We start from the raw sequence: 12,939 nt of genomic DNA on the forward strand, positions 1-12,939 counted from the left end.
CTCAGCTCGAGGCGTCGAGGATCTTGAGCGCGAAGACGAGCGTGTCACCCTGCTGAATCCCGGCGGCGGGCTGACCGTCGGGGTAGCCGTCGGCAGAGGTCATTGCGACAGCAACCGTTGACCCGACCTTCTGGCCCGCGATGGCTTTCTGGAAGCCAGGCACGACGCCGGTGAGCGGGAAATCAGCAGGCGCGCCCCGTTCGTAGGCGCTGTCGAACACCGTCCCGTCACGTCCGTTGACACCCATGTAGCAGACCGAAACCGTGGCCGTGTCGGCGACGACAGGCCCTTCACCGGCCTTCAGTGTCTGCACCTGGGTCTCGGTCACGCTGAACGGCGCTTGCACGTCGACGCGCGGCGCCGTCGTATCGGTGGATCCGGTGACCGCGACGCTGCCGGTGGCCCCGGGAAGAGTCCATTCCGGTGTGCCGCCATTCGCAGGCGCTGCCGTTGGGCACGTGCTGGCAGCGATCGGCGCCTCGGGGACGGCGGAGGATGCCAGCGGCTGGGTGACCGGGGACGTGCTCGCTTCTAAGGCCGACGACGTGGTTGCCGACGAAGTGTCCGCATCGGAGCCGCAAGCGGCAAGCATGATGACGAGCGAGGCGGCAGACGCCACAAGCGCGATAGGAGACGTGCGGGAGACATTCACCGTCGCCACGCTACAGCCGCGGTCGCGATGAGCTTTTTCTGCCCTTGAGGTCTATCCGATATGGGAACGATGCCGTCGCGGGGTCACCTGCCGATAAATGGGCTGCAGTTGTATTACGAGGTGTACGGCGCGCTCGGCGCGTCCAAGCCGCCGTTGCTGCTGATTCCCGGCGCGTTCATGGCCACCGGTTCGATGAAAGTGTGGGTGGAGGCCTTCGCGCGCGTGCGCGCCGTGATCGTGTTCGATCAACAGGGTCATGGCCGCACCCCGGACACCGCCCGCGAGATGTCGTACGAACAGTTCGCCGACGACGCCGCGGCCTTGCTGCGGGCTCTGGAGGTGGAGCCCGCGGATGTGATGGGCTACTCGCAGGGTGGTGGGGTCGCGCTGCAGCTCGCGATCCGTCACCCGTCGCTGGTGAGCAAGTTGGTCTCGATGTCGGCCACGTTCCGCAAGGATGGCTGGTACTCGACGGTGTCCGCAGCCATCGAGGGACTTGGTGCCGACGCGTTCGCAGGCACACCCGTCGAGAAGGCGTTCAAGGAGCACACGCCGGACCCGGAAGCGTATGACGCCTACCTACAGAAGATGAAGCGCCTGAACATCGACGACCAGAACATCACCGATGACGAGATGCGGTCGATCTCCGCGAAGACGATGGTCATCATCGGCGACGCGGACGGCGTGAAACCCGAGCACGCGATGGCGATGTTCAAGCTGCGCGGGGGAGGGGATGAGCAGGCGGCGGCAACTGGTGTGCTGCAGGAAGTTCCGGCCGCACGCCTGGTGGTTCTGCCGGCGATGTCACACATCGGGATCTCGGGGGAGTCGACAGTGCTCGTACCGATGGTGAACGCATTTCTCGACGATGTGGCGCCGACGACGCCGGAGCTTTTCTAGATCGTGGGACGCGGTCAACTCGCTCCGACGTCGAACGCCGGGGCGAACTTCACGTTCCCCGCCTTCACGTCGACGGTGCCGAGCGCCAGAGCGAGCAGGTTCTGAGCCGGCACATTGGGCATGGTCAAACCTGGATAACTGCGGAAACCGAAACGTTGGTAATAGGCAGGGTCGCCCACCAGAACACAACCGTGTGCACCCAGCTCCGCCAACCGTTGCAGCCCAGCGCGAACCAACGACGAGCCGACTCCGCGGCGCTGACGATCCGGGCGGACAGCCAGCGGCCCACCGCCGTACCAGCGCGGGTCGTCATCGTGATCGATGGACACGGGGGAGAAGGCGATATGGCCGATGACCTCCCCCTCCTCGACCGCCACCAGCGATACGGCGAGATCGCCTGCCGCGCGGAGCGAATCGATGACGGCTACTTCCGTCTGGCGACTCTGGGGTACCTGTGCGAATGCAGCCGAAGTGATGGCGCGGATAGCATCCAGGTCTGTCGGTTGCTCATCGCGAATGATCATCAGCGCACCCGCAATAGACTGTGAGAGACGCCATTCGAGCAGTATGGGGTAGGCGTCACCTTCGAAGATGAAAACCCGCGAGATCAGTCCGTCGGCCATCGAACGGCGGCAATGACTTCCAAACTCGGTGGCCTACGGCGCCGGGATGCGCGGAGCCTAATCTGGTCACCTTGGACCTTCCGGCATCCAACGTCATCACGCGCCAGACCCTGGGATGGGAACCCGTTCAACCGGAGCTCCTCGCCGATATGGACAACGGCCATTACTTTCCTGCGACCTGACGGCCCGGGCGCGCCGAGCAAATCTCGCACCCACACCGAGGCTGCTCGAGAAAGTGAAGTTCCCACTGATCACGAAGGATCAGCTGACCGATACGCTCGGTCGACTTGCTGCCGCGACCTCGGGCTGACTCCGCTCGCGCGCGCACTCGACGGTGGGAGGGTTTCCCACCGGTATTGGTAACCCGCCCGCGGCCGGACTAGCAGGGCAGGGTTATCTACTCAGAAGAACGTCGAGACGTCGCTCCTGGTCCCGTTGTCGCACTCGACGCTCACGGCCCAGTCCCGGAACTCAGGGACGGCGGGGACTATGTCGATTTTGGTGGTCGCGTTAGCGCCGAGTCCGAAGGAGCGGGTGAAACCGTTGTCTGCCGAGTAGGTGCACTGCGACGCCTTCCCACTGCGATCCGCGACGGTGACGCGTAGACCCCCGAGGATGGGGTTGAAGGTGACGGTCGGCGCCTGGGCGGCCGCCGCGGCTTCTCCCGTGACGTTGCACTCGAAGGCTTGGTCCGAGCGGAAGGTCGCGCCGGGGATACTTGTGACGTTGCCAGTCGCAATACCTTGCGAATCGATGATCCCGACGAGGTCCCAGGACACCTCGGAATCGGTGAAGTTAATCGACAGCGAATTCGGCCCGGTGATATGCGCTGTGACGGCACCGTCCCAGGTCTTGACGCCGTTGGTCCAGAAACCCGGGCCAACTGAGTCCTTGCCCGAACCTCCGCCCCACCCCATCTGGTCACCGCTGCTGATGACCATGCGCGTGGTCATCTCGCGGAACCCCCAATCGGCGCAGTCTGCCGCCTGCGCTGGTGCCGTTGACGTGATCAGCCCTGTGCAGGCAGCCGCCATAGCAACCGCCGCGATCCCTGGTTTCTTGAAGAACCTGACTCCTGACATGCGTATACCTCCTGTGCGTAGGTGGTCCGCACACTGAGCCTATTCAACATTGACAGGTAATTGTCAGCGAATTGACAGTTGGGATGAATCTATTCCGATAGCACGGCTAGCTAACTCAGCCTTTGTTGCCCGAGAGTCGCGCCGCTGCCTTCCACCTCTTGTCGACCAGTTGGCCGCGGGCGGAATGGGGCGCGCCAGTCGGTCTTCGTCCGCCGCAAGGTGGTGCAGAACGCGTTCGTTGAGGGCGGACAGCACGTCGAGTTCAGCCGGGGTGAAAAGGTCGATGAAGTTTCGGCGGACGTCCTCCACATGCCCGGGTGCCGCTTTCTCGATGGCGGCGCGGCCCGCAGGCAGCAGGCAGACCAAGGTGCTGCGAGCGTCGTCGGGGTTGCGCTCGCGGATGATCAGCCCATCGTTCTCCATGCGCCGCAGCTGGTGGGAGAGACGGCTCTTTTCCCAGCCCAGTGCGCTGCACATAGCGTGGGCGGGCATGCGATCCCCGTCGAGAGCAGAGAGCGACGCCAGGACCGTGTAGTCGGCGCCGGACAGGCCCGATAGCTGCAAGCGACGGTTCAGGTGGGCCTCGATCTGGTCATTGTCAGAAAGTTATTGCAGGAGAAGACATCTGATCACGCTGGATCCCGCGGTCAGCGTAAACTGACGCGCCGTCCGCCTGCCTGATGCGTCAGAGGCTTCTGGCCGTGGTCACGCGTTGTCCCGCCATGTGACCACCTGCTTGAGAGTCGTGAGGTCATAGCCGTCGTCGGAGGTGAGTTCGATCTGGAACAGCGTGACGCCCGCCTCGCGAAAGGCATCGGCGCTATCGGCGTTCTCCCAGAGGGTCGAACGTTCGATGTCAGCACCGTTGCGGCCGAACGTCGCGGCAAGCTCGTCGACGCGGTCGCTGGACCTGCGAAACGCGTCCAGGTCCTGGAACGCGTGCCAGATGTCGGCGTGCCTGGCAACAGCGGGCAGCGAGCGTTTGGGCCCCGTGCCGCCGATCAGAATCGGTAGCTTGCGCACGGGTGGCGGGATCAGTGCGGCGAGCCGGTTCTCGATGCGGATCAGGCTGTCGTCGAACAGATCGAAGCGGGAGCCGAAGGTGCCGAAGTCGTAACCGTAGGTGGTGTAGTCCTTTTCGTACCACCCAGCGCCGAGGCCGAGGATGAGCCGGCCACCGCTGATGTGGTCGACTGTGCGCGCCATGTCAGCGAGCAGGTCCGCGTTGCGGTAGCCGACACCGGTGACAAGGAGCCCGATCTCGGCGTGCGAGGTGATCTCGCCCCACGACGCGAGCGCGGTCCAGCCTTCGAAGTTGGTGACGTCGGGCTGCTCATCTTCCAAGACGGGCTTGCCATCGACGATGCCCTTCATCGCCGGGCGGTGGAAGTGGTCGTAGCCGAAGATCACGTCGACTCCGAGGTCATCGGCGGCCAGGACGGCGTCGCGCCACGTGCGGTAGTCGGGCGTACCGCCGGGTTGGATCTGAACGGCAACGCGGACGGGACGGGTCATGCGAGCTCCTGGGTCGAGGGAAGGGGCGACTCTTGAGCCAAGTTCACCGGGTGCGGGTTTATTCCGGGTCGGCGCGTCGATGTCGGTGGCGCGCTCGTCGTCCGACGAGTTTGACCGCGACGATTCATCAGGCGAATGCGGCCATACTCGTGGATAACGGCGCCAGTGATGTCCCATCGGTCGGCCCGTAGCCGTCAAGGGCCATTCCCCAAAGCGGGCCTGTCGTTGTCGAAAAGAGGATGCGTTCAGCCAGGAACGTGTCGATGCCACCGGCATTGGCGACGGCGCCGAGGCCAGCGCCCTCGGTCGCGAAGACGGCCCAATCGATCCGCAGCGCCGCGCGGGGTCCGCACCTGGCGGTTTATTCGTTGGCCGCTTGCCGCGTCCGTCAAGTGGCTACCGGACAAGGGGACTCTGACAGTACCCGTACTACGGGGATCTCCTTGGCGTCTGCAATACCGCCTAACTTGCTATGAGGGGTTCCCGGCTGACAGGGGAGAGAAGCAATGGATCGTGGCCGAGCAACGAGAAAGGCGGCAAGTGATAAAAGGCCAATTCGCAACGCATGCAGAACTTTTCGACCTGAGTGGTAAGCGCGCCCTCGTCACCGGTGGCTCCAGGGGCATCGGGATGATGATCGCGCGCGGGCTTCTCCAGGCGGGCGTCCGCGTGGTCATCAGCTCACGCAACGCAGAAGCGTGCGCTCAGGCGCAGGAACAGCTGTCCGAATTCGGCGACGTCTGGGCGGTCCCCGCCGATCTATCCCGGCACGAGGAGTGTGCGCGCCTCGCTCACCTCGTCACCGCCGATTCCGGGAGTCTCGACATCCTCGTCAACAATGCGGGCGCAATGTGGGACGAGCCGTTGGCGACGTTCCCAGACGTAGCCTGGGACACAGTCATCGACCTCAACCTGAAGTCGCCGTTTTGGCTGGTGCAGGCCCTGCTGCCGGCCCTTCGCACTGCTGGGACCGCCGACGACCCCGCGCGGATCATCAACATCGGCAGCATCGCCGCCATACACATCCCTCAGAGGCCCAACTACTCGTACTCCAGCAGTAAGGCTGCGCTGCATCAACTCACCAGAGTGCTCGCCAAGGAACTGGGCCCGCAGCACATCACGGTGAACGCGGTGGCGCCGGGACCGTTCCCGTCGACGATGATGGCTGCAACCCTCGACGAGTTCGGCGAGGAGATCGCGGCGTCGGCCCCGCTGCGCCGGATCGGCCGCGACGACGACATGGCGGGTGTGGCCGTGTTCCTCGCCAGCCGGGCAGGCGCTTACCTAACGGGCACCATCGTCCCCGTCGACGGAGGGATCGCCACGACCGCGTGATACTTCGGCAACGACACCGACGCGATGCGCGCGATCTTCCGGACCCGAGGCTTCAGGGTATTGGCGGTGCCTCCCTTGGCTTGCGATGCGGGCCTACGGTGAGTGGATGACCGCCACGCTTGACCTGCGCACCGAGATCCGAGAGTTTCTGAGGTCGCATCGCGCCCGCATCACCCCTGAGATGGCCGGCCTGCCCGCCTACGGTTGCAATCGTCGGGTCAAGGGTCTGCGTCGCGAGGAAGTAGCGCTACTCGCAGGAGTGTCGGTTGAGTACTACGTGCGCATTGAGCGCGGCGCCCTGGCCGGTACCTCGGAGGGCGTGCTCGACGCGCTAGCATCGGCCTTACAGCTCAACGAAGCGGAGCGCGATCACCTGTTCCATCTCGCACGTCAGTCCGGGGCACCCAACGGTCGACGGCACCGCAAGACTCCCGCGACGGTGCGCCCGGTGCTGCAGGAGGTGCTCGACGCCATTACCCGTGCGCCGGCGTTGATCCGTAATGGGCGCTACGACGTGCTCGCGATGAATCACCTTGGGCGCGCGTTGTATTCACCGGTGCTGGCCGACCCGCGACGACCCGCCAACACAGCGCGGTTCGTGTACTTGAATCCCAGCGAGGCTGAGAAGGTCTTCGTCGACTACGACCAGGTGGCGCGGAATGCGGCCGCGATGTTGCGTATGGAACTGGGCCGTAATCCCCACGACGAGGAACTCATCGCCTTGGTGGGCGAATTATCAACGTGCAGTGACCTATTCCGGCAGCAGTGGGCATCTCAGGACGTCCGGTTGAAGGGATACGGGAGCAAGCGTGTGAACCATCCGGCGGTAGGCCTTCTCGATCTAAATTTCGAGTCCATGGATCTGCCCACCGAACCTGGCCTACAGTTGAATGTCTACACCGCACCTGCGGGAGGGCCGGACGCTGACAATCTGGTCCTGTTGGCGTCGTGGGCCAGCGAGGAGACGTTGGCGACCGAGCTTCATGCCCCCAGCGGATAGCCCACCCTTCAGCCCGTCCGCGTCAGGGACCGCATGCCGCAACTAATCGTTCGCTGATCCGGGGGGACGGCGAGCGCTCGGCTTGTCGCGCAGCGGACGAACTCGCTGCTCGTGCAGGTGCACGGGTTCTTCCGCCGCTTCCGATCCGAGTGAGCATCCGGGTTCAACTCGCCGGCCGCATGATGTCGGCAGGGGACTGCGTCTCAACGAACAGGCGGGCCGCGGCCGCGAGTTTTGTGTCCGCGGTAGCCAGCGCGTCGGCCTGCAGTTGCGTCAGCGCGATGTACTCCGCCTGGTAGGTGTCCGGCCAGTTCAGCTTGGTCGCTATTCGCCATGCGCGGTCCTGCAGTGACCGGTCGCCGAGGAGTCGGATACGCAGCGCACGGATATCGTCGAGAATCTTGCGGCCGCTCCGTTCGTCGATCTCGCCGCGGTGCACCGACCCGTACACGAGGGCCAGCGCCTGCGAGCGCAGGATCGTGGGAGCCGCCAGGCTGTGCTCGGGTGGGATTGCCGCTCCACCGACGGCGAGGTCGACGGCCACCTGTGCATCGATGACGAACGTTGTCATATCAGCACCTTCGCATGGGCTGCAGGTGCTGCGCCAACACGATTGTCGTGACAGCACAACCATTCTCGGGGCCGGCCAACGCGCGGTCGAGGAGGGCCTCGACCGACGTGACGTCGGCTCCACCGAAAGGCCCAGATCAGGGGATCCCTCACCTGGGCCTTCGTGCACCTGGGGCCACCGCTCTGCAGGCGCAGGAGCTTGGGAAGCTAGGCGCCGGCGTTGCGAGCCGTCACGGCTGCGGCCGTCGCCTGAGCAGTGGACTGCGCGATGGGCGCTGCCACGGCATCGACTTCGTCATGGACTGCCTGTGCCGGGCCATCGGACGCAGTCAGATCCTTTATCTTCTGCGCGGCCAGCACCTCAGCCAGGAGAGCCTCGTCGTACATCGATTCAGCGGCTTGGGCCCGCCTGCGCGCGCCTTCCACGTCGCGTTGAGCCTTGCTTCGCGCCTTGCGCAGTGTTTCCCGCTGTTCGCTCGACGTCTTGATCGCACGCTTGAGTTCGGCCTGCTGGTCGACCGCGGCTTGCAACGCGGCTTCGTCGGCGCTGCGCCGTGCGGCATTGTCCTCGAGCCGTTCCAACAGGAGGGAGAGCTGGTTCTCGGCCTGGGTCGCCGCTTCCTCTGCCGCCTGCCACTGGCCACGCGGCTCATCTAACGCCGCGTGATCGACGTCCAAGTCGGCGTTGGTGTCGGTAGTCCTTGAGTGGGCCTGATCCCGTGCGTCTGCGGGTGTCATGATTTGTCTCTTTTCTTCGTCGGAGTTCTCGCGCACCGGGCGCTGAATGTCCCTCGGCTGACTCGTCGATTGACGGGGCCGGTGCTAGAGGGGTTCCCCATAATCGACATTGCAACCATGGGCTCCGCCAACCGACGCGCGCTTTCGAGACGGAGGACCAGGACGGGCCGGGTCGGGCGGGGTGGTGGTTCATCTGATGCACTACGCAGTAGTGGTAACCCGCGATATTCGATTCCGTCGCATTCCCGGTGCTGATCATCGTCTGGTTGCTCAGCTTGTTCAAGCCGCGGCGGGCTTAACTGCGGGGTTTGTGGCATTGGTGGGCGTCGTCTGGAGCGTTGATCCGTCGACCCGTGCCCGAAGGGGGATGACGGCCGGCGATGGGCGACCGGGTTGAGAGATGATTCATCTGATGAAAACGGCGACGCTTACTTGACATAATGTGGCTTATCGGCATTTAACCAATGCGAGTTGCATTAGGTGCAAGGATTCGCACCTCTGAGCGATTGTCCGATCCGGGAACGATCTGAGAGTTGCCATCGCCCCTGGTCTGAGGAGCTAGTTCGGGTGCGATAACTGGCGCGGCACCCACAGTCGGCTGAATCCGCGAATACCTGCAAGTGCAGAAAGGGCAGCTTCGAGACGTCCAGAACTAACTGAGAGTGCCGGATCTCGGTGTCGTCCGGGGCTGGCAGGTTGGCCGTCCGCTGTCTTTGCCGTGCGATTTGTCACGTGACGTTATGTCACCGGTGTAGGGGGCGGGCTGTGGTGTAATGGCCCTTTTCCAGCATCGGGCTTCGGCGCCTAGCGCTGACTCCTGGGCAGGCCTGATTCAGGGGCCGGAGGAGTTAGGGCAACTCGTCCGCACTGGCCTTACGGCCGGCTCCTGAGTTGGTCAGTCACGTTCTCGCGCAGGCAATTCCGCTTTGGAGTCTGTGGTGAGCGTCTGGCTGGCCGGGTCGGCGCACCGCCACGCCTGGGCCATCAACTCGGGATCGCCCAGGTCTCGAAAGCTTTCCGCCCCGCGGCGCAGGTCTTGTATCGTCACGCGTTTGCGGCGCTCCCCGTGGGTTTGGCCCGGCCGTCCGTCGGCGTGTAGTCGCTCATGGGCTCAATCTCGCGTTCCTGATGACCTCGCACTCGGATGGATCGTTGCTTCTGCACCGTACTCGCCGGGCGGCCCATTCGTCACTGTGACGGCCCTCCCCCCGCCCCCGGCCACGTGAGAAGCACGGCCCCGCAACGATATTTCACGTTTCATGGATAATTGGCATTATCCATGAAGAATTGCTCCGTTTTCATCAGATGAATCACGGATACGGCGTGGCCTGCGGTTGGTAGCCGCCGTGCTCTGTTGACGAAAGCTGTTGTTGATCTGGGGGTTTGGGCTCAGTGGCGGTAGGTCCCAGGGTGCCCGCTCGCGGCGTGCTGCCGACACGCCGGTCGAACTGTGCCGAATGTGATGTACCTGCCTGCACCGATGTGCTAATGATTCAGTGGATGATTCAATGATTCATTGGATGAGACCGGTCTGGAGGCCGTTTTGCCCGTCGATAACAGCGGTCGCGTGTATGTTGTCGGTTCGGTTCCGGTATTGCATCCGGAGGCCCAGACCGTCGAGGAAATGCTCGAGGGTTGGCGCAACCAGCAACTGTGCCGCAACTTGGATCCTGACACGATCGCGGGGCGAGTGCGCCTCGTCGAGCGCTTCATCGAGCACACCAATGAATTCCCGTGGACGTGGACGCCGGCGATGGTGGAGGAGTTCTTCAGCGATCTGCGCCGTCTGCGCGCTGATCGACGCAAGCGGCGCCGAGAACATTACGTCAGGTAAACGTTTCGAATTGCCCTGCTGTTCAACGCTATTTGGTAGCAAGGTCTGCTGCCCTAGTGGTGGTGTGGGTGGGCGACCGATCGCCGATCCAATCGCGGGATTGCACTCGGTTACGTAGGCGGAAACGACTTCACGGGATTGCCTTGCAGGCCTCCATCGGCGCACGGCCAGATGCCGTCATTCAAGGTTCCCAGCTTCGGTTGCCAGTAGATGATCAACTCGTCGGACTGAGCAAAGGCGACGTGCCCCTCCTCGAGCAGCAGCACCCTGCTCAATCCGCCCTCGCCGCGCACCCGGTAGACGGTTTGCGGCTCCGGTTCCCGAGCGATGATCAACTCGTCGTACGCCGAATTGTCGACGTGCAACCCCTCGGGCGACAGCACCCTGCTCAAGGCCCCCTCGGCGTCGACGGCAAGCAAGAAGCCATCACGCCAGAACACCGCGGTGCCCTGACTGTCAAGGGCTGGGTAAGCGGTGTAGTAGCCGCTCAGCTCGGCGCCGTACTCTACGGTGCTGTCAGCGCCGAATTGAACGAAATATTGTGCGCTGTTGGTGTTCTCCGATTCCACGCCCGATACCACGCCCTGTGCGTCGACCAGCATGTGCGCGTGCGTGGGCCACACCTGTGTCGGCGTGCCGGCTGCGTCGTAATGAGCAGTGTGGAAGGCGCCGTACCCCTGAAAACCGATCAGGAACTCGCCAGGCCCGGCAATCGCCTTCTCGCATATCGGACTCGGCGCAGTCGTCCCGGCAACTTGCCCGGTGTCGGTGTCGACGAAGAAGGTCACCGCGATGCCGCTCGTGTCGCAACAGACGGTCGCCGCGGCACGAGAGCCCGACACCAGCAGTGCAGTCGGGCGACCGGCTTCCACAACGCCGCGGGGCGGCTGGGGTGGACTTGGCTGAACTTCCCCCGCGCGGAGCATCGCCACGAAACCCGCGAGGGAAATGTCGAGCAGCGGCAAGGGAACTGACCACCGTGTGCTGCCGTCGCTGTCATGGCGGGCCAGACGAGCGTGCAGTCCTCGTACAGCCGGTGTCCACAAGACCATCAACCCGTCGGGCAGCACCACGAACTCGCCCAGCACCTCCGATGGGTGACTCTCTAGTCCGATCGTCTTGAGCGTCTTCCCTGCCGAGTCCAGCTGGCTCATCTCCACGCCTCGGGCACCGCGATGAGCGATCCACGCTGTTCGGTCGCCGGACAACCGCGGACGAAACGGATGGCCCTGGAATCGCCGCTGCCACAGCACCTTGCCCGCAAGGTCGACAGCACAAGCCACCGTGGTGCCGAGATCCTCTCCGTCGTATGTGGTGGTCACGATCGGGCCACCCGCATCCCACGCAGCCACACCCCACACCTGGCCTGCCAACCGCACCACCAGCGGACGACGAGTTGTCATCCACTTATCGTCGACGACACCGACCGCACTTTCAAGGGCGGAAGTGCATGCCCGCCTTTGAATATCGGGCCGGACATGGAGCCACCGGCGGACGATTGCTGATAATCCACCGCGCTCTGGATCCTTGTAGACAGAAAGCATTCTTTAGATCGTCGGCAGCAGTCAGCAAATGAATTAGCGGGCTCAGGATTTGGGGGCGACCAGCTTCTCGCCCTACAGGGGTGGGCTAGATGACGCTCAGCCCCAACTCGGTAGGCAAGACGAGATCGGACTCGGCCGGGTGGCAATACGTCCATACCGAATATGGCGGTTACCAGTAATGGCCTGAATATTGCGTCCTTGCTCACGTGCGCGTGTGTTTGGGCGCTCCCATTGTTTGCAGCTGAGCTGCGGCAACATCGGGGGGGCGTTGTGAGGGGTCAAGTCACTTCCGGCCAAAGGTCCGGCGATGAAGGAGATTCATTCACGCCGTGGGCAATCTCTCCAGAGCAAGCGCCGAGGAACTGCCCTTCTCGGCGCGAAAGGTGATCAGGTGTTGTCCGCCCGAGTGCGGGACCGCCAGCCGGTTGCGTTCCAGATCGATCTCACCGACGATGGGATGTCGCACACGCATCGTTCCGACTTGGTATCCGACGTCGGCTCGGCCCCACAATTCATGGAATCGCGGGCTGAGTGCGCTCAATTCCTCGATGAGCGAACGCATTCGGGGATCGTCGGAAGCGCCGCCGGCTACCTCTCGAAGCCCTCTGACGGCATTGTCAGTGGCGTCGTCCCAATCTAGGAAGAATTCGCGGGCGGCGGGATCGACGAAGCGCCACCGAAGAAAGTTCTGACCGGGCCAGAATTGGGGTGACAGCGCACGCGCAGGCCCGTTCGCGGCGAGGACGTCCTGGTAGCGGTTGGCGACGATGGCCGGCATCGCGAACTGATCGATCAACGCGTCCAAGCCGTCGGCGGCCACCTCGAGCTCGCAGCTTGGGCGCTCAGCGTGTGCCCCGCCGACTAGCTGGTCCAGATAGTCGATAGCCTTCTCGTCCAGCCGCAAGGCCCTAGCGAGCGCTCCTAGGATCTGTGGCGAAGGATTCTTGTCCCGTCCCTGCTCCAACCGCAAGTAGTACTCGGAGCTGATGCCGGCTAGCGTCGCGAGCTCTTCGCGTCGCAGACCCCGCACACGCCGCCGCGAGCCAGCCACCAAGCCAACGTCCTCGGGTCGGACTTGGGCGCGACGTGCCCGAAGGTATTCACCAAGTGCGTTGCCGTTCGCGGACACTCATCGACTCTAAGACG

The 12,939-nt window shown here is 63.8% G+C and carries 12 protein-coding genes and 2 pseudogenes; 5 read left to right on the top strand and 9 right to left on the bottom strand.

What is annotated here, in order from left to right:
- Position 1 precedes the first annotated feature (1 nt).
- Positions 2 to 652 carry an FKBP-type peptidyl-prolyl cis-trans isomerase gene (locus D6M19_RS21765; RefSeq protein WP_206428590.1) on the bottom strand — a complete coding sequence of 217 codons (651 nt, stop codon included), beginning with the start codon at positions 650 to 652 and terminating at the stop codon, positions 2 to 4.
- A 60-nt stretch (positions 653 to 712) separates the two neighbouring features.
- Here D6M19_RS21765 and D6M19_RS21770 point away from each other — a divergent pair, with 60 nt between their 5' ends.
- Positions 713 to 1,552, top strand: a complete 840-nt coding sequence (locus tag D6M19_RS21770) for an alpha/beta fold hydrolase (protein ID WP_123027336.1) — start codon at positions 713 to 715, stop codon at positions 1,550 to 1,552.
- A 14-nt stretch (positions 1,553 to 1,566) separates the two neighbouring features.
- On the opposite strand, the gene D6M19_RS21775 is transcribed toward D6M19_RS21770, so the two are convergent.
- The gene (locus D6M19_RS21775; protein ID WP_234834980.1) at positions 1,567 to 2,175 is read right to left on the bottom strand and encodes a GNAT family N-acetyltransferase; all 609 of its coding nucleotides are present in this window, start codon (positions 2,173 to 2,175) and stop codon (positions 1,567 to 1,569) included.
- A gap of 220 nt (positions 2,176 to 2,395) precedes the next feature.
- Between D6M19_RS21775 and D6M19_RS34880 the strand changes: the two are divergent.
- Positions 2,396 to 2,485: pseudogene (locus tag D6M19_RS34880) on the top strand (polyketide cyclase); the annotation flags it as partial.
- A gap of 91 nt (positions 2,486 to 2,576) precedes the next feature.
- On the opposite strand, the gene D6M19_RS21790 reads toward D6M19_RS34880, so the two are convergent.
- The 3 genes from D6M19_RS21790 to D6M19_RS21800 all read right to left on the bottom strand — a co-directional run bounded on the left by D6M19_RS21790 (position 2,577) and on the right by D6M19_RS21800 (position 4,772).
- Positions 2,577 to 3,128: a hypothetical protein gene (locus D6M19_RS21790; RefSeq protein WP_164478613.1), complete on the bottom strand. Its 552-nt coding sequence runs from the start codon at positions 3,126 to 3,128 to the stop codon at positions 2,577 to 2,579.
- A 192-nt stretch (positions 3,129 to 3,320) separates the two neighbouring features.
- Positions 3,321 to 3,821, bottom strand: a complete 501-nt coding sequence (locus D6M19_RS21795; RefSeq protein WP_234834981.1) for a MarR family winged helix-turn-helix transcriptional regulator — start codon at positions 3,819 to 3,821, stop codon at positions 3,321 to 3,323.
- Positions 3,822 to 3,962: 141 nt separating this feature from the next.
- Entirely contained in the window at positions 3,963 to 4,772 is an 810-nt protein-coding gene (locus tag D6M19_RS21800; protein WP_123027339.1) for an LLM class F420-dependent oxidoreductase, read from the bottom strand.
- A gap of 513 nt (positions 4,773 to 5,285) precedes the next feature.
- Between D6M19_RS21800 and D6M19_RS21805 the strand changes: the two genes are divergently transcribed.
- Together D6M19_RS21805 and D6M19_RS21810 are read left to right on the top strand one after the other, a co-directional pair.
- Entirely contained in the window at positions 5,286 to 6,107 is an 822-nt protein-coding gene (locus D6M19_RS21805; RefSeq protein ID WP_407665386.1) for an SDR family oxidoreductase, read from the top strand.
- Between the two features lie 106 nt (positions 6,108 to 6,213).
- Complete coding sequence (locus D6M19_RS21810; protein WP_123027379.1) at positions 6,214 to 7,107, top strand: helix-turn-helix transcriptional regulator; 894 nt, start codon at positions 6,214 to 6,216, stop codon at positions 7,105 to 7,107.
- A gap of 163 nt (positions 7,108 to 7,270) precedes the next feature.
- Here D6M19_RS21810 and D6M19_RS21815 read toward each other — a convergent pair whose 3' ends face one another.
- A complete protein-coding gene (locus tag D6M19_RS21815) occupies positions 7,271 to 7,678 on the bottom strand; it encodes a type II toxin-antitoxin system VapC family toxin (RefSeq protein ID WP_123027341.1) in 408 nt (135 codons plus the stop codon).
- 206 nt (positions 7,679 to 7,884) lie between these two features.
- On the bottom strand, positions 7,885 to 8,451 hold the full coding sequence (locus D6M19_RS21820) for a hypothetical protein (protein ID WP_123027342.1): 567 nt from the start codon (positions 8,449 to 8,451) through the stop codon (positions 7,885 to 7,887).
- Between the two features lie 1,507 nt (positions 8,452 to 9,958).
- On the opposite strand from D6M19_RS21820, the pseudogene D6M19_RS21825 reads away from it, so the two are divergent.
- Positions 9,959 to 10,225, top strand: a pseudogene (locus D6M19_RS21825) (site-specific integrase); the annotation flags it as partial.
- Positions 10,226 to 10,359: 134 nt separating this feature from the next.
- Here D6M19_RS21825 and D6M19_RS21830 read toward each other — a convergent pair.
- Positions 10,360 to 11,652 carry a hypothetical protein gene (locus D6M19_RS21830; protein WP_164478615.1) on the bottom strand — a complete coding sequence of 431 codons (1,293 nt, stop codon included), beginning with the start codon at positions 11,650 to 11,652 and terminating at the stop codon, positions 10,360 to 10,362.
- 463 nt (positions 11,653 to 12,115) lie between these two features.
- Positions 12,116 to 12,922 (bottom strand): helix-turn-helix domain-containing protein, encoded by an 807-nt coding sequence (locus D6M19_RS21835; protein WP_123027344.1) that lies wholly within the window; start codon positions 12,920 to 12,922, stop codon positions 12,116 to 12,118.
- Positions 12,923 to 12,939 lie beyond the last annotated feature (17 nt).

The sequence above is a fragment of the Mycolicibacterium stellerae genome, assembly GCF_003719305.1.
GTDB classification, from domain to species: Bacteria; Actinomycetota; Actinomycetes; order Mycobacteriales; family Mycobacteriaceae; genus Mycobacterium; species Mycobacterium stellerae.

Bases quoted from the DNA above. Each gene is read 5' to 3' on its own strand.
- D6M19_RS21770 (WP_123027336.1), top strand. From the start codon at position 713: ATGGGAACGATGCCGTCGCGGGGTCACCTGCCGATAAATGGGCTGCAG.
- D6M19_RS21775 (WP_234834980.1), bottom strand. From the start codon at position 2,175: ATGGCCGACGGACTGATCTCGCGGGTTTTCATCTTCGAAGGTGACGCC.
- D6M19_RS21790 (WP_164478613.1), bottom strand. From the start codon at position 3,128: ATGACCACGCGCATGGTCATCAGCAGCGGTGACCAGATGGGGTGGGGC.
- D6M19_RS21800 (WP_123027339.1), bottom strand. From the start codon at position 4,772: ATGACCCGTCCCGTCCGCGTTGCCGTTCAGATCCAACCCGGCGGTACG.
- D6M19_RS21810 (WP_123027379.1), top strand. From the start codon at position 6,214: ATGACCGCCACGCTTGACCTGCGCACCGAGATCCGAGAGTTTCTGAGG.
- D6M19_RS21815 (WP_123027341.1), bottom strand. From the start codon at position 7,678: ATGACAACGTTCGTCATCGATGCACAGGTGGCCGTCGACCTCGCCGTC.
- D6M19_RS21830 (WP_164478615.1), bottom strand. From the start codon at position 11,652: ATGACAACTCGTCGTCCGCTGGTGGTGCGGTTGGCAGGCCAGGTGTGG.